Genomic DNA, 15,900 nt, shown 5'->3' on the forward strand with positions numbered 1-15,900 from the left:
TCTGCAAATGGCTGCAAAAATGAGAGTTGAACTATGAGTGTTTTGAAAGAAAAATATCAAGTCTGTTGCAACTGTGTAATGGACACGAGTGATAGCGTCATCACATTTGATGCGGATGGGGTCTGTGATCATTGTCAAGACTTCAAAGCAAACGTTCTTCCGGGATGGCATACCGACGAAAGAGGGCATGCGGACCTTCATCGCCATGTGGAGGAAATAAAGAAGGACGGAAAAGGGCGACCATTCGACTGCATCATGGGAATGAGCGGTGGCCTCGATAGCTCTTATTTACTTCATCTCGCTGTAAAAGAACTTGGATTGCGGCCCCTCGTATTTCACGTTGACGGGGGATGGAATACGGATATTGCTGTTAATAACATTCAGGTTATCGTTGACAAGTTGGGCCTTGATCTGTACACGGAGGTAATAAATTGGGAAGAAATGAAAGATTTCCAGTTGGCGTTTTTTAAGTCTGGGGTGCCGCACCTGGATATTCCTCAGGATCACGCATTCATAGCAACCTTGTATCACTTTGCAAATAAGCAAGGGATTAAATACATATTGAATGGCGGGAATATATCAACCGAATGCGTTCGAAACCCCAAAGAGTGGCTGTACTACGGGACAGACATGGCGCAGCTGCGGGATATCCATGGAAAATTTGGCTCCCGAAAATTAGAAACGTATCCCTTCAGTAGTGTGCTTTTTCATAAGGTTTACCTGCGGTATATCAAGCGAGTGCAGGTTATCAAACCGTTGAACTACCTTCCATACACAAAGGAGAAAGCAGTCGAAACGCTGACGCGAGAGTACGGGTGGAGAGCCTACCCGCAAAAACACTTTGAGTCTCGTTTTACGCGCTTCTACGAGGGCTATTGGCTTCCGACCCGGTTTGGGTATGACACTCGTCGGGTGCAATACTCCAGTCTCATTTTGACAGGGCAAATGACGCGCGAGGAGGCATTGAAGAAGCTCGAAAGTCCTGCGTACGATCTAGCCAAGATTGACGAGGATTTTGAGTATATTGCGGCAAAACTTGGAATTTCAATTCAAGAATTGAGAAAATATCACGAGATGCCTAAGAAAACTTACAAGAACTATAAAAATCAGGAATGGCTCTTTGATGTTGGGGCGAAAATTTTGAAGGCTATAGGTGTTGAGAGATCGGTGAAACGATGATTGGAATCATTAATTATGGTTCCGGCAATGTGGGGGCCATTGCGAACATCTATAAACAGTTAAAAGTGGCTCATTTCGTAAGCAGCAGTGTCGATGAGTTAAGTGCTGCCGATCGACTCATCTTGCCTGGCGTCGGGGCCTTTGATGCAACGATGAAAAATCTTACTGAATCGGGCCTGTTGGCGATGCTGAATGAGCAGGTGTTGGAGAAGGGAAAAAATATTCTTGGAGTTTGTGTTGGTATGCAAATTTTGGCCGACTCAAGCGAAGAGGGCGAGCGGGCAGGGCTCGGGTGGATTCGTGGACGCGTTCGCAAGATTGACGCATCGAAAATTATCACTGCTTTGAAATTGCCTCATATGGGATGGAACTCGCTAGCCTCTAAGGTAGAGCACCCCCTATTCGAAAACGTTAAAGCTGAAAGTGGATTTTATTTTCTCCATAATTATTTTTTCGATGCGGAAATCCGGAATGAGATTCTTGCCACTGTGAATTATGGCTCGGAAATCCCTTGTGCGGTGGCGCGTGAAAACATCTTCGGTGTGCAGTTTCATCCGGAGAAAAGTCATCATAACGGTTTGGCCGTTTTTCGCAACTTCGCTTCCATTTGATTATGCTTCGCTCTCGAATCATTCCAAGCTTATTGCTTCATAACGGAGGGTTGGTGAAGACCCGCCAGTTTGGCGAGCCAAAATACGTCGGGGATCCATTGAATGCCGTTAAGATATTTAATGAAAAAGAGGTTGATGAGTTGGCGCTCTTCGATATTGACGCCTCTGTAAAGAAGAGGGAGCCTAATTTTTCACTGCTAAAAAGCGTCGCCGTGGAATCGCGCATGCCGATGTGCTACGGCGGTGGCGTGAATAGCGCGGAGATGGCATCGCGCATCATCAACATTGGATTCGAGAAGGTGTCGATTAGCTCCGCGGCCTTGCAGCGCTCACAGCTGATCCGCGAGATGGCCCAGACTATTGGTTCTCAGAGCGTGGTCGTCACTCTCGATGTGAAAAAGAACAGACTTTTTTCTGGCTATAGCATCTATAGCCACAATGGTAAGGAAAAGGTCAAAGTCGATCTCATGGAATTTTGTCAAAAAGCCGTGGAATTGGGGGCGGGTGAGATAGTTATCAATTCTATTGATCGCGACGGGGAGATGAAAGGCTACGACTTAGAGCTGGCTAGAGCAGTACGCCAGCAGGTGTCCTGTCCGCTGACGATGTTGGGAGGAGCGGGAAGCGTTGGAGATATGCAGACACTCATCAACGAGGTTGGAGTGATTGGAGCGGCGGCAGGGAGCCTGTTCGTCTTCAAGGGGCCGTATCGAGCGGTGCTCATTAACTACATGCGACCGGATCGCCTGAACTGAGAATTGAGTGAATTCATGAAACAAATCCTCCAAGACATGGCGAAAGGCGGAACGACGTTGGTCGAAGCGCCGGCGCCTCATGCTGGACGCATGCATCTATGTATACATTCGACGGTGTCATTGATTTCGGCTGGCACGGAGCGGATGCTTGTGGGATTCGGCAAGGCGTCGTATCTCGAAAAGGCACGCCAGCAGCCGGAGAAGGTGAAGATGGTGCTGGAGAAAGTTCAAACCGATGGTTTGATGGCCACGATTGAAGCTGTCCAATCCAAGCTTGCGCAACCGTTGCCGCTTGGGTATTGCAATGTGGGGTTGGTGGCAGAGGTGGGAGCCGGTGTAGAGGGCTTCGTGCCCGGGGATCGTGTGGTTTCCAATGGCCCGCACGCCGATGTGGTGAAGGTTTCCAAGAATCTCTGTGCGCGGATTCCGGATAACGTGGATGACGAGTCAGCATCCTTTGTCGTAGTAGCCAGTATCGGTCTGCAAGGCATTCGCTTGGCCCAGCCGACCTTGGGCGAGGCGTTCGTGGTGATCGGCGCGGGGTTGATCGGCTTGCTCACGGTGCAGCTGTTGCGTGCCCACGGATGCCGCGTGTTGGCGGTGGATTTGGACGATTCAAAGTTGATGCTGGCTCGCCAATTCGGAGCATCCATATGCAACCCTGGCGCCGGTGAGGATCCTGTGGTTGCCGGTATGGTTCTCAGCCGAGGGCAAGGCGTCGATGGAGTCATTATCACGGCGTCGACCAAGTCGAATGATCCTGTGACGCAGGCAGCCCGTATGAGCCGCAAGCGTGGACGAATCGTGTTGGTAGGGGTGACCGGGTTGGAACTGAGCCGCGCTGACTTCTACGAGAAAGAGTTGAGCTTTCAGGTGTCCTGCTCGTACGGTCCGGGCCGCTACGACGCCGCGTATGAAGACCGCGGGCAAGACTATCCGTTCGGCTTTGTGCGTTGGACGCAGCAGCGCAATTTCGAAGCGGTGCTAGACATGCTTGCTAGTGGTCAATTGGACGTTAAGCCCTTGATCACTCATCGATTTGCTTTCGAAGATGCCCCCAAGGCATATGAGGCGCTCACCCAAGATAAGAGTGGTCTCGGCATCCTGCTGCAATACACGTCGCCTGCCAGTGAGCGCATTGTGCGTAGCGTGCCGCTGGCAAAGGGCTTGAGCTTCAGCGCTCAGCGTCCCGTGATGGGTTTTATAGGCGCGGGTAACTATGCCTCGCGGATGTTGATTCCAGCGTTTAAGGCGGCAGGGGCGCAGTTTCACACCATCGTTACTGCGGGAGGTATCAATGGAGTGATCCATGGCGAGAAGGCCGGCTTTGCCGAGGCTTCCACGGAGGTAACAGCGATGCTGGGCAATACGGCCATAAATACCGTGGTCATCGTTACCCGACATGACACGCATGCCCGCTTTGTGGTTGAAGCGATCAAGGCAGGAAAGAACGTGTTTGTCGAGAAGCCGCTGGCCATTCACCATGCCGAGTTGGCGGATGTCGAAGCTGCCTACGCCGTAGCCCATGCAGCCAGCAACGAAAATTCCAGGCAAGCGGGCCGCGGCCCGCAATTGATTGTTGGCTTCAATCGCCGTTTTTCGCCGCAGATACAGAAGATGAAGGCGTTGCTGCAAGCGGTCAAGGACCCGAAGTCCTTCATCATGACTATGAATGCCGGTGCCATTCCGGCCAATCACTGGACGCAAGACAATGCTGTGGGTGGTGGCCGGATCATTGGCGAAGCTTGTCACTTCATTGATTTAATGCGTTTCTTGGCAGGTAGTCCTATTGTGTCTATCCAAGCGCGCCGCATGGGGGATGCCCCGGGAGTTGCGATCGCCGAAGACAAGGCTTCGATCACCCTTGGCTTTGAAGATGGTTCGTTCGGCACCATCTTGTATCTCGCCAACGGTGCGGCCAGCTTCCCGAAGGAACGGGTCGAAGTGTTTGCGGCCGGTCGCGTCCTGCAATTGGACAATTTTCGAAAGCTCAAAGGTTACGGTTGGCCCGGCTTCAGCAAGCTCAATCTATGGAAGCAGGATAAGGGACAGAAGGCTTGTGCGGCCGCGTTCCTGCAGTCGGTCGAAAAAGGCGTTGCGGCCATTCCGGCGCACGAGATCTTCGAGGTGGCGCGCGCCACCATCGAGGTTGCGGAGCAATTGCGGAAGCAATGACCGGCTTGAGAATCAAGGCTCGCACGGCCCTTGCGTTGGGGTTGCCGAATATTGGTCGTGCTGTGGGTTATCGCATGGGCGTGAAGTTGGGTTTGAATCCCGTGCGCCGGCTGAAAAGTGAGGTCGCAAAGGCACCATTCTTCCGGTCAGCTTCCGGTGCGCCGGTGGCCGCACCCGCCACAACCAACTGGGGGGCTGCGGCCCAACTGTTCAGCCATTGGCCGTTCAATGTGACGGCCCGATCGCCGGACTGGATGGCCAATCCTTTCAGCGGGCGGCGAGTCGCGGCGCCTGAACGTGAGTGGTGGCAGATCCCCGATTTCGATCCGGCGACAGGGGACATCAAGCTTGTCTGGGAACTGTCTCGCATGGATTGGGTGCTTGCGTTCGCCCAGCGGGCGCGCAACGGAGACGCCGAGGCCCTAGACCGGCTGAACAACTGGCTCGGTGATTGGAGCGCATGCAACCCGCCTTTTCGAGGTCCGAACTGGAAGTGTGGGCAAGAAGCTTCATTGCGGGTGATGCATTTAGCCATGTCCGCGCTCGTGCTCGACCAGGTGCAGCGCCCTTTGCGGGGGTTGCTGGATCTCGTTCGTGCACATCTGCAGCGCATTGCTCCCACAGTGCAGTACGCCATGGCGCAAGACAACAACCACGGAACCTCCGAGGCTGCTGCTTTGTTCATTGGCGGCAGTTGGCTCGCCCTGGAAGGCGTGACGGCGGGTGAGGAGTGGGCACGCACCGGACGTCATTGGTTGGAAAATCGTGCGGCTCGGCTGATCGGTCCACAGGGCACCTTCAGTCAGTATTCGCTCAACTACCACCGGGTGATGCTCGACACTTTGTGCATGGCAGAGGTCTGGCGACGACATCTTGCGCTGCCTAGGTTTTCAGAGCGCTGGCGGACGCAGGCACTGGCGGCGACCCAATGGTTGCGGCACATGGTGAATCCGTTGAACGGCGATGGTCCGAATGTGGGTGCGAACGATGGAGCGCGCCTCTTGCAACTGGTTGATGCAACTTATCGCGACCATCGACCCACTGTGCAGACCGCCATGGCGCTTTTTGCGGACCGGCGAGCCTATGTGGAAGATGGTCCCTGGAATACACCGCTGCAATGGCTTGGTATTCCACTTCCCGAGGCTGTGGCGTCAACGCCGGGGCACTATGTAGCCGACGATGGCGGCTTTGCCGTCCTGCGCCGCGGCGGCGCAATGGCGATGCTCCGGTTCCCTCGTTTTCGTTTTCGTCCCAGCCAGGCCGATGCGTTGCATCTAGATCTGTGGCTCGATGGCCAGAATCTGCTGCGCGATGCGGGGACTTACAGCTACAACACCGAGCTGCAATGGCAGAACTATTTCGGGGGCACGGCAAGCCACAACACAGTGCAGTTCGATGGACGTGACCAGATGCCGCGGTTGAGCCGTTTTCTGTTTGGCAACTGGCTCAAGACGCAATGGTCGGAGCCTTTGAGCGAGGACGCGCAGGGGGCTCACTACGCCGCTGGCTACCGAGATGATCAAGGTGCCAGTCATCGACGCCGCATCAGCCTTGGCGATGGCAGTCTGCGTGTGAAGGATGAAGTTGCAGGTTTCATGCATCGCGCGGTGCTGCGCTGGCGATTGGCGCCGGGTTCCTGGGAGCTGGTCCGAACGCTGGAATCCGTGCACTTGATCAACCGGCACGACGGCGTCTTCACGCTGGATGTGCAGGCAAGCATGGCTCTGGTTCGCTGCGAGTTGGTGGAGGGTTGGGAGTCTCGTCACTATCTTGAAAAGACACCTGTGCCGGTCCTGGAGATTGAAGTCCAGCAGCCCGGCACTTTGACCACGGATGTGCGCTGGGCAGTATGAGAGTTCTTTATTTTCACCAACACTTCTCGACGCCTAAAGGTTCGGCGGGCATCCGTTCGTACGAAATGGCTCGACGCCTCATCGCACGGGGGCATGAGGTCACCATGGTGTGCGGCAGCTATGGCGGCGGTGAAACCGGTCTCGCCATGCCCTTTGTCAAGGGATGCCGCCGCGGATTGGTTGCAGGCATGGAGGTAGTCGAGTTCGATCTTGCGTACTCGAACACCGACGGCTTGGCGAAGCGTGCCGGCACCTTCGTGAAGTTCGCCGTACGTAGCATTGGACTCGCGTTTACCGAGAGGTATGACGTGCTGTTTGCCACGACCACGCCGCTCACTGCAGGTATTCCCGGAATCTTTGCGCGTTGGCTGCGTCGCAAGCCCTTCGTGTTCGAGGTGCGCGATCTGTGGCCTGAGTTACCACGCGCGATGGGGGTCATTCGCAATCCAATGGTGCTGGGTGCCATGTCGATGCTCGAGTGGGCCAGCTACCGCTCGGCGCACCGGTTGATCGGGCTGTCGCCCGGCATCGTGGAGGGGATCGCTCACCGAGGTGTTCCGCGACAGCGCGTCGCCCTGGTCCCTAACGGATGCGATCTGGACATCTTCGCTGCCGAAGTGACGCCATGGAGGCCTGCTCAGGTGCAAGCTACTGACCTGATGGCGGTGTTTGCTGGGACGCACGGCTTGGCAAATGGACTTGATGCGGTGCTTGATGCCGCCGCCGAACTGAAGCGCCGCGGAAGAAACGATATCAAGCTGCTGCTGATTGGTCAGGGCAAACTCAAGCCAGGCCTGCAAGCGCGTGCCAAATGTGATGGGCTGACCAACGTCGTTTTTCATGACCCGGTCAACAAGGCGCGCCTTGCTGGCTTGATGGCCGCAACTGACTTGGGCTTGCAGATACTGGCCAACGTGCCGGCGTTCTACTACGGCACTTCACCCAATAAGTTCTTTGACTACATTGCTGCCGGCTTGCCGGTTTTGAACAACTACCCCGGCTGGCTGGCAGAGATGATTGGTGAGCACCGCTGCGGTTTCGCTGTTCCTCCGGACGATCCCGTTGCCTTTGCTGACGCACTGGAGGTCGCGGCCGATGATCGGAGTGCACTCAAGGCGATGGGCAACCACGGAAGGGCGCTGGCGGAAAAAGAGTTCAGCCGTACGCTGTTGGCAGATCGCTGGGTAGACTGGATTGAAGAGGTGCGCAGGTGAAGCGACTGTTCGACTTCGTGGTAGCCGCTCTGGGTTTGCTAGTTTTGGCATTGCCGCTCCTGTTCGTGATTTGGCAGGTACGTCGCAAGCTCGGCAGTCCGGTGTTCTTCCGGCAGATTCGCCCGGGCTTGCATGGTCGGCCGTTCCAGATGGTCAAGCTTCGAACCATGACGGATGCGTGTGCACCTGACGGCCAGTTGTTGCCCGACGTCGAACGGCTGACGGCATTCGGTCGATTCCTGCGTGCTAGCAGTCTTGATGAACTGCCAGAACTATGGAATGTGCTCAAAGGGGACATGAGCCTGGTGGGACCTCGTCCGTTGTTAATGGATTACTTACCGTTGTATTCACCGGAACAACTCCGTCGGCATGACGTGCGTCCCGGTATCACTGGTTGGGCGCAGATCAACGGACGTAACGCGTTGAGTTGGGAAGAGAAGTTCAAGCTCGACGTCTGGTACGTGGACAGCCGTTCGATGTGGCTCGACATCAAGATTCTTTGGCTCACGGTTCGCAAGGTGTTGGTGCGGGACGGCATCAGTGCGGCAGGCGAAGCAACGATGCCGCGCTTTACTGGTTCTCGGATGGAGTCAGAACAATGAGTTCGCCACTGTTTGCCGTGTTTGGGGCCAGTGGCTGTGGTCGCGGTGTGATGCCATTGGCTCGCTCGCAGCTGGAGCGCGAGGGCGTCACGGCGCCTCAACTGGTGTTCGTGGATGACCAGCCTGAAGCTGCGATCGTCAATGGACATCATGTGCTGCGATACGAAGACTTCTTGCGTGTCGAGGCGAGTGCAAGGCATGTCGTCGTGGCCATTGCCAACGGTGCGATTCGCGAGCGGATTGCCAATCGCTGTGCAGTCGACGGCGTGCATCCTTGGACGGTGGCAGCTTTCAATGTGGTCGTCATGGATGACGTAACACTTGGCCAGGGGGCTGCGCTCAGTCCGTTTGTGACCCTTACTTCCAACATTCGCATCGGCAAGTGCTTCCATGCCAATCTGTACAGCTACGTCGAGCACGACTGCGTGATCGGCGATTTCGTCACGTTCGCACCTGGCGTCAAATGCAATGGCAATGTAGTCATCGAAGACCACGTCTACGTCGGTGCGGGCGCCGTTATCAAGCAGGGTAGGCCGGGCCTGCCCCTCGTTGTTGGTCGGGGCTCGGTAATCGGTATGGGGGCTGTCGTCACCCGCGATGTACCGCCCGGCGCCACTGTTGTTGGCAATCCCGCCAAACCACTTCTGAGAGGTTGATCTGTTGTGTTGAATACTCCTTTTTCCCCCTGGCCCAGCTTTACGCCCGAAGAGGCCGCTGCTGTACAGCGCGTGCTGTTGTCCAACAAGGTCAACTACTGGACCGGTCAGGAATGTCGCGAATTCGAGAAGGAATTTGCAGCATGGACCGGCACCGCGCACGCCGTGGCGTTGGCCAATGGGACGCTGGCACTGGACGTGATTCTCAAGGGCATGGGCATTGGTCCCGGTGACGAGGTGATCGTCACGCCGCGCACCTTCATTGCCAGCGTCTCGTGCGTCGTGAATGCGGGGGCAACGCCTGTGTTTGCGGACGTCGATGCCGACAGCGGCAATTTGTCGGCAGAGACTATCGCGCGTGTGATTACGCCGCGCACCAAGGCTGTCATCTGCGTGCACCTGGGGGGGTGGCCGTGCGATATGGATCCGATCATGGCACTTGCAGCCAAACACGATTTCAAGGTCATTGAAGACTGTGCGCAGGCGCATGGTGCGCACTACAAGGGCAAGTCCGTGGGGTCGATCGGCCACGCCGGTGCTTGGTCTTTTTGCCAAGACAAGATCATGACCACTGGTGGGGAGGGGGGCATGGTCACCACCAATGACGAAGCACTCTGGCGAGTCATGTGGCAATACAAGGACCATGGAAAGAGCTACGAAGCCGTCTACGAGCGTAAGCACCCGCCGGGCTTTCGCTGGGTGCACGAGAGTTTCGGCACCAACTGGCGAATGTTGGAGTTGCAGGCGGTCATCGGCCGCATTCAATTGCGTCGCATGCCCGACTGGACTGCTGTGCGTATGCGTCATGCGCAGGCCATCTGGGAGGCCGCAGAGCCACATGCAGCGGTTCGTGTGCCTGCCTTTGTGAATCACGAAGCGGCTGGCAGTGTTCATGCGCACTACAAGTGCTATGTCTATGTGCAGCCCGAGAAGTTGGCCGCTGATTGGAACCGAGATCGGATCGTCGAAGCCATTCAAGCGCGGGGGGTGCCTTGCTATCAGGGTTCGTGTTCCGAGGTGTACCTGGAGCGCGCATTTGATGACACCGGCTGGCGGCCGGCTGGCCGATTGCCCGTCGCGCGCGAGTTGGGCGAGACGAGCTTGATGTTCTTGGTTCACCCGACCTTGACTTCGGTCGAGATGGACAAGAGTTGCAAGGTCATCGCACAAGTGCTTGCGGAGGCGTCGGCGTGACAGCCTGGGGTCGCCTCGCGGCCCATGTGACCTTGTGGCGTTGGTTGCTGGCTATCGCCATGCTGGCGTTGCTGGTGCTCAGTTTGATGCCTGCGTCTATTTCGGCGCCGAGCACTGGCTGGGACAAGAGCAATCACGCACTCGGCTTTGCGGCACTGGCGTTTCTTGCGCATTGGGCGCGGCCGGCGAGTATCCCTATGGCGCTGTTGGGGTTGCTCGGCTACGGGGCCCTGATTGAGGGATTGCAGTCGCTGACGCCCGATCGCTTGGCCGAATGGAGCGATCTATGGGCAGATGGCGTGGGGCTGTTGGTCGGTGCAGTTCTCGCCTTAATGGTGCAGCGGTTGCCCGTCGTCCGTTCGTCTTAGTTGATATGGGTGCTGGAGCGGCCCTCCGAAAATGGCCGCCAGCTTGCTTCACCAAGATCTAGTACGGAGCAGCGTAGAGGGCCCACTATGGGCCCTCCAAGTTCGACTCTTTGAGACCTTTAAGCCGCTTCTTCCTTGTATTTGTACTCGGTGTACCGATAACCGCCGTACTTATAGCCATAGCTGCCGTAGTGCCGTCGCGAGAGGTCCATGCCGTTGAAGACCACGCCGTTGACTTGCTGGCCTGCGTGCGCGAGCCGCTTGATGCTCTCGTTGAGTTCGCCCAGTTGGGTCAAGTTGTCACGAGCGACCAGCAGCACGGCGCCTGCATGTGCCGCGACTGCTGCGGCATCGGCGGCCACCAGCACCGGCGGGCTATCGATTACCACTAAGTCGTAACGTTCCGAGAAGTCGTTCAGCAGTTCACCCAGCGCAGACGACAGCATCATGTTCGCTGGATTGAACGGGTAGGCGCCGGTCGTCAAGACGTCGAGGTTCGGGATCACTTGAACATGGATCGCCTGCTCCGGCGTCAAGTCGCCTGCCAGCACTTCCGCCAACCCGCCCTTGCGTGGCAGCCCGAAGGCCTTTTGAAGGTGACCCTTGCGCAGGTCGGCGTCAATCAGCAGTACGCGCTTGCCGGCCTGCGCCATGATGACAGCGAAATTGCCGGAGACGAAACTCTTGCCGACCCCTGGTGTCGCGCCGGTGATGAGCACGCGGTTGTTGCCGCTTTCCATCAAGGTCAGTTGCAGGGAAACACGTAGATTGCGCAGGCTCTCAATGGCAAGGCTTTCGGGGGAGGTCACCGCTAGCAATTGAACGCCCTTCGCACCACCTGCAATGTGCTCCAAGATCGTTTCTTGCTCGAGTGCCAGCGGTACGACGGAATAGACATTCAGGCCAAGACGGTCTTCGATTTCCTGGGGATTGCGGATGCCGCTCGAGAGCTTGCTCCGGAGGATGGCAAATGCAACACCGGTTAACAGCCCCAGTACCAGAGACAATGCGACGACCAGCGGCTTCTGTGGCTTGATCGCTCTTCTGGGTTCGATAGCCGTATCGAGTAGCCGCACGTTGCCGATCTTGCCTTCCTTCACAAGGCGCAACTGTAGCGAGCTGTTGAGCATCGACTTGTAGAGTTCCCCATTGACGCGAACATCGCGTTCGAGTCGCAGGGCATCGCGCTGGATGGCAGGCATCGCACTGACGCGGGTTTCAAGGCCTTCGATTTCATGGCGAACGGCCGCGATCTGGCCGTCGATCATGCGGACCTTCGGGTTGCCTTCAGTGAATCGGGACAGCAACTCGCGTCGCAGTTGTTGGGACTCCAACAGCTTGGTCTGCAATTGCACCGACATGGCCAGTGCAGCCTTGGCCTCCTCGTCAAAAGCGACGGTACCGTTCTGATTGCGGAAGCGTGCGTAAGCATCCTCCGAGTCTTCAAGTTGCTGCTTGAATTCAGGAAGCTGCCGATCAAGAAATTCGATGGTTTTTTCGGCCTCGGCGGCCTTGCGCTCGACGTTTTGGCGAACGTACTGAGCGCCGATCTCATTGAGTGTGCGCTGCAGGCGATCACGGTCACTGTCTTCTAGCGAAGCGTTGATCACGTTTGACTGCTTGCCTTGCTCGGAGAGCTGAAGGCGTTTCTGAAGGTCTTCGGTAGTTGCGAGCAACGAAGCACGCGAAACCAGAAATTCGGAGCCGGGTTTGCCGTCAAGTCGCGAAACCACCAATGTGATGGTGCCGTCGGACAGCTGCTGATTAAGTACTTTGCCAACAGTGCCGATGAGCGGTTCAGCAAGATCGGGATGGGCGAGCGCATATTGGCTGCCGCCTAGCGCGGTGATCGTGAAAGGCTTCTGATCTTCGAGTGCGGATGGCACATTGAACTTGGCAATGTCGACGGCTTCGGTGCCAGAAACATATCCACCGATGCCTAGAAAGCCTGGGTTTGATAGTTCTTTCGCGCGTCTCGATAGCCATTCGCCGACGAGCGGCAAATAACGTGGTTGCGCCTCGATGTACAACTGTTTTGCCTCTACGGCTCCCCCGATGACCATCCGCGAACGGATGATCTGGATTTCGCCCGTGGCTGGTGTTTTCACATCGAAGAGATTCGCGGTGTCGCCAAGAAAGTTCTTGGCGTCCGGAGCAGAGTCTTCAACCTGAATCAGCAGGTTGGATTGGTAGATTGGGGTGGCCAGGAGCGCGTAAGCCGTGCCAATCGCGAGGGCGACGGCGGTAACACCTGCAACCAGCCATTTGCGATCGAGCAGGATGTCCAGGTACTCGGACAGATTAATCGCATCGTCGTCATCGTCGCGAGCGAGCGCTGCGGAGAGGGGCGATGTGGAGGCAGAAGGAGTCATGAGAGTTTGCGAATGCGTTCGGCCCAGGCTTGGGCGCCGTCAGCGATGAGTTGCAGGGCGTGCTCGAAGGCCGGACGGCCCATGCGATACGGATCGGGAATGTCAACGCGTGAGACTTCACCCAGGCGGAACAGCTTGCCACGGGTCAGCGGATGCCGCTGCCCAATGTGAATCCGCTGAGCCTCGTCCATCGCAAGAATGAGGTCGGCCTGCTGACACATCTGCGCTGTAAGTTGGCGCGCACGGTGGGCCTCGATGTCGATGCCACGTTCGGCCATGAGCTTGCGTGCAATCGGATCTGCTTGATGCCCGACCAAGGCCCCAGTCCCCGCAGACGTGACTTGAACCTGCGGCAACGCTGCAGCAATCAGGGCTTCCCCCATCGGGCTACGGCAGATGTTGCCAATGCATACCACCAGAACAGATTTCATGAGACTTGGCTCCCTGCGAAGGCTTGTGCCTCTGTTGTCGGACTCAACGTATTGCGTGCCGTGTGCTTCATATTCAGCATGAATCACATGTCATACAGAAATGTCCGCACCATTTGTTCTTCGTTGAGCGATTGAATCGCGCCATCTAAGCAAGAGAGCCGAAGGATGGTTGGGCACGCCCTTGGCATTGTAGTCAGGGCATTGGCGGCCACTGCCTCGCGGATGTGCTCAGGCAGCAGGCGTTCTGGGCCCGAATCGGTCATGGTTGCTAAAGGGACAGCTGATCGAGCGGGCTGATCAGCTGCTCTATGACCAAAGTCATGTCGATGCAAAAGATACAAAAAATGACATTGTGAGTGTCGCGAATCCCCTGAATTGGGGGGGAGGGGTGGGTACCCTTCACGGACAATTGTTGCAGCGCGGCGCGTCCCAAGCGTCGCAGGAGTTTTCAGTGTGATCAATCGTCTGGCTGCGCCCTTGCTTGCTTTGCCGCGCCCCATGAAGCGCATGCTGGCTCTAGGGGTCGATGCAATGCTCTGCGTCCTGTGTGTCTGGTTGGCATTCAGCTTTCGCTTTGAGCAGTGGATGGCGCTGCGTGGCGTTCAGTGGTCGGCCGTTGCTGTTGCTGTAGCCCTTGCGCTCCCCCTCTTTGTGGTTTTCGGGCTCTACCGAGCCATCTTTCGCTATGCAGGCACGGCTGCAGTCATGGCGATCGTGCGCGCGTGCGTGCTGTTTGGCCTCGGCTATGCATTGATCTTCTCGGTGGTTAGTGTGCGAGGAGTGCCGCGCACGGTCGGTTTGCTGGTGCCGTTGCTCTTGTTCTTGGCCATCGCCGGCTCGCGCATGTTTGCGCGCTATTGGTTGGGTGGCCTCTACATGAGTGCCCTGCAGCGTAAGCAATTACCTCAGGTTGTGATTTACGGCGCCGGTAGCGCTGGCTTGCAACTGGCTGCGGCGTTGGCCCAAAGCCGGGACATGGTCGTCCGCGCTTTCGTTGACGATGACTCGCACCTCCAAGGCAACACGATCAACGGTCTGCGCATTCAGTCCTCGGATTGGCTGAGCAACAACGCTGCCAGTTGGGGCATCACGGACGTGCTCTTGGCGATGCCTTCGGCTAGCCGTGGGCGTCGCGTTGAAATCCTGAACCAATTGTTGCCATTGCGTCTGCATGTACGGATGCTTCCGGGATTGCTCGATCTGGCCAATGGCAAGGTGCAGGTCAATGATCTGGTCGAAGTCGACATCGAAGACTTGCTGGGGCGGGATCCAGTCGAGCCGGTGGCAGACCTGCTGCACAAGCACATCCAGGGCCAAGTGGTGCTGGTGACTGGGGCTGGCGGCTCCATCGGCAGTGAGCTGTGTCGGCAGATCGTTCAACTGTCGCCCTCCACGCTGCTGCTTGTGGAGCTGAGCGAGTACGCGCTCTATGCTATCCACCAGGAGCTGGAGCAGTTGGCGCCGAACGTACGTGTTGTTCCGCTGCTCGCCTCGGTATGCGATGCGGCACGGCTGCGTGAAGTGATGCGCGCCTGGCGTCCTGACACGGTCTATCACGCGGCGGCATACAAGCACGTGCCGCTCGTCGAGCACAACCCGGCGGAGGGTGTGCGAAACAACGCGATGGGCACGCTCACGACGGCCCGGATTGCCATGGAGTGCAAGGTTCCCAACTTTGTTCTCATCAGCACCGACAAGGCTGTGCGGCCGACGAACATCATGGGAGCCAGCAAGCGTGTTGCCGAAATGGCGCTGCAGGGGCTGGCGCAGCAGAGCTCGGACACCTGCTTCTCGATGGTCCGTTTCGGTAACGTGCTCGGCTCCAGTGGTTCAGTGGTGCCGTTGTTTCGAAAGCAGATCGAGGCGGGCGGCCCAATCACGTTGACGCATGCTGACATCACGCGCTATTTCATGACCATTCCCGAGGCCGCCCAGCTGGTGATTCAGGCGGGCGCGATGGCGCAGGGCGGTGATGTCTTTGTGCTCGATATGGGTGAGCCGGTGAGGATCATCGACCTCGCTCGTCGGCTGGTGGAGCTTTCGGGGCGCACGGTCCGTGACGAACATTCGCCGGATGGCGATATCGAACTCCAGGTGACCGGATTGCGGCCCGGTGAGAAGCTCTACGAAGAGCTCCTGATTGGCGACAGCGCGATGCCCACAGCGCATCCGCGTGTCATGAAGGCGCACGATCCCTGCCTGCCTTGGAATGAACTCTGGCGCCAGTTCGAGACGCTGAATGCGGCACTCGAAAGCAGCGATGTGCCGATGCTGAAGCACACGCTGACGCAGATGCTGCCCGGCTATCGGCCCCATGCAGAGGTGGTGGATTGGGTGCATATGGAACGTCACCGTGTGCGTGACCGTGCTCAGCCGCTCGCAGTGGCGGTCAGCGCTGCGCAGGTGGGCGAGGCCAACCAGCCATCCGCGCCGAATCAGATTGCTGTGGCAATCTGATTCGATAGAACAGTTTCATACTTTTTCCGCCCG

13 protein-coding genes are annotated in these 15,900 nt (G+C 57.2%); 11 read left to right on the forward strand and 2 right to left on the reverse strand.

Annotated elements, in window-relative coordinates; genetic code table 11:
- The first annotated feature begins 33 nt into the window (after positions 1–33).
- From AC1RGU_RS23255 to AC1RGU_RS23300, 10 genes are read left to right on the forward strand one after another with little or no spacing between them, the layout of a single operon-like run.
- Positions 34–1,179 carry an N-acetyl sugar amidotransferase gene (locus AC1RGU_RS23255; protein ID WP_492697810.1) on the forward strand — a complete coding sequence of 382 codons (1,146 nt, stop codon included), beginning with the start codon at positions 34–36 and terminating at the stop codon, positions 1,177–1,179.
- Positions 1,176–1,790 carry an imidazole glycerol phosphate synthase subunit HisH gene (gene hisH / locus AC1RGU_RS23260; RefSeq protein WP_492697809.1) on the forward strand — a complete coding sequence of 205 codons (615 nt, stop codon included), beginning with the start codon at positions 1,176–1,178 and terminating at the stop codon, positions 1,788–1,790. The genes AC1RGU_RS23255 and hisH overlap by 4 nt, the downstream gene beginning before the upstream one ends.
- Positions 1,791–1,792: 2 nt before the next feature.
- On the forward strand, positions 1,793–2,545 hold the full coding sequence (locus AC1RGU_RS23265) for an AglZ/HisF2 family acetamidino modification protein (protein WP_492697807.1): 753 nt from the start codon (positions 1,793–1,795) through the stop codon (positions 2,543–2,545).
- Between the two features lie 15 nt (positions 2,546–2,560).
- Positions 2,561–4,720 (forward strand): bi-domain-containing oxidoreductase, encoded by a 2,160-nt coding sequence (locus AC1RGU_RS23270; RefSeq protein WP_492697806.1) that lies wholly within the window; start codon positions 2,561–2,563, stop codon positions 4,718–4,720.
- Positions 4,717–6,573, forward strand: coding sequence for a heparinase II/III family protein (locus AC1RGU_RS23275; RefSeq protein ID WP_492697804.1), 1,857 nt, complete (start codon positions 4,717–4,719; stop codon positions 6,571–6,573). The genes AC1RGU_RS23270 and AC1RGU_RS23275 overlap by 4 nt, the downstream gene beginning before the upstream one ends.
- Positions 6,570–7,787 carry a glycosyltransferase family 4 protein gene (locus AC1RGU_RS23280; protein WP_492697802.1) on the forward strand — a complete coding sequence of 406 codons (1,218 nt, stop codon included), beginning with the start codon at positions 6,570–6,572 and terminating at the stop codon, positions 7,785–7,787. Before AC1RGU_RS23275 ends, AC1RGU_RS23280 begins: the two co-directional genes overlap by 4 nt.
- On the forward strand, positions 7,784–8,389 hold the full coding sequence (locus AC1RGU_RS23285) for a sugar transferase (protein WP_492697801.1): 606 nt from the start codon (positions 7,784–7,786) through the stop codon (positions 8,387–8,389). Before AC1RGU_RS23280 ends, AC1RGU_RS23285 begins: the two co-directional genes overlap by 4 nt.
- On the forward strand, positions 8,386–9,045 hold the full coding sequence (locus AC1RGU_RS23290; RefSeq protein WP_492697800.1) for an acetyltransferase: 660 nt from the start codon (positions 8,386–8,388) through the stop codon (positions 9,043–9,045). The genes AC1RGU_RS23285 and AC1RGU_RS23290 overlap by 4 nt, the downstream gene beginning before the upstream one ends.
- 6 nt (positions 9,046–9,051) lie before the next feature.
- Positions 9,052–10,239: a DegT/DnrJ/EryC1/StrS family aminotransferase gene (locus AC1RGU_RS23295; RefSeq protein WP_492697799.1), complete on the forward strand. Its 1,188-nt coding sequence runs from the start codon at positions 9,052–9,054 to the stop codon at positions 10,237–10,239.
- A 59-nt stretch (positions 10,240–10,298) separates the two neighbouring features.
- Positions 10,299–10,607, forward strand: coding sequence for a VanZ family protein (locus AC1RGU_RS23300; RefSeq protein WP_492697797.1), 309 nt, complete (start codon positions 10,299–10,301; stop codon positions 10,605–10,607).
- A gap of 119 nt (positions 10,608–10,726) precedes the next feature.
- On the opposite strand, the gene AC1RGU_RS23305 is transcribed toward AC1RGU_RS23300, so the two are convergent.
- Complete coding sequence (locus tag AC1RGU_RS23305) at positions 10,727–12,979, reverse strand: polysaccharide biosynthesis tyrosine autokinase (protein ID WP_492697795.1); 2,253 nt, start codon at positions 12,977–12,979, stop codon at positions 10,727–10,729.
- Positions 12,976–13,410 carry a low molecular weight protein-tyrosine-phosphatase gene (locus AC1RGU_RS23310; RefSeq protein ID WP_489058912.1) on the reverse strand — a complete coding sequence of 145 codons (435 nt, stop codon included), beginning with the start codon at positions 13,408–13,410 and terminating at the stop codon, positions 12,976–12,978. The genes AC1RGU_RS23305 and AC1RGU_RS23310 overlap by 4 nt, the downstream gene beginning before the upstream one ends.
- Positions 13,411–13,863: 453 nt before the next feature.
- Between AC1RGU_RS23310 and AC1RGU_RS23315 the strand changes: the two genes are divergently transcribed.
- Positions 13,864–15,867, forward strand: coding sequence for a polysaccharide biosynthesis protein (locus AC1RGU_RS23315; protein ID WP_492740808.1), 2,004 nt, complete (start codon positions 13,864–13,866; stop codon positions 15,865–15,867).
- Positions 15,868–15,900 lie beyond the last annotated feature (33 nt).

The sequence above is a fragment of the Variovorax sp. GW823-FHT02B07 genome (genome assembly GCF_058797695.1).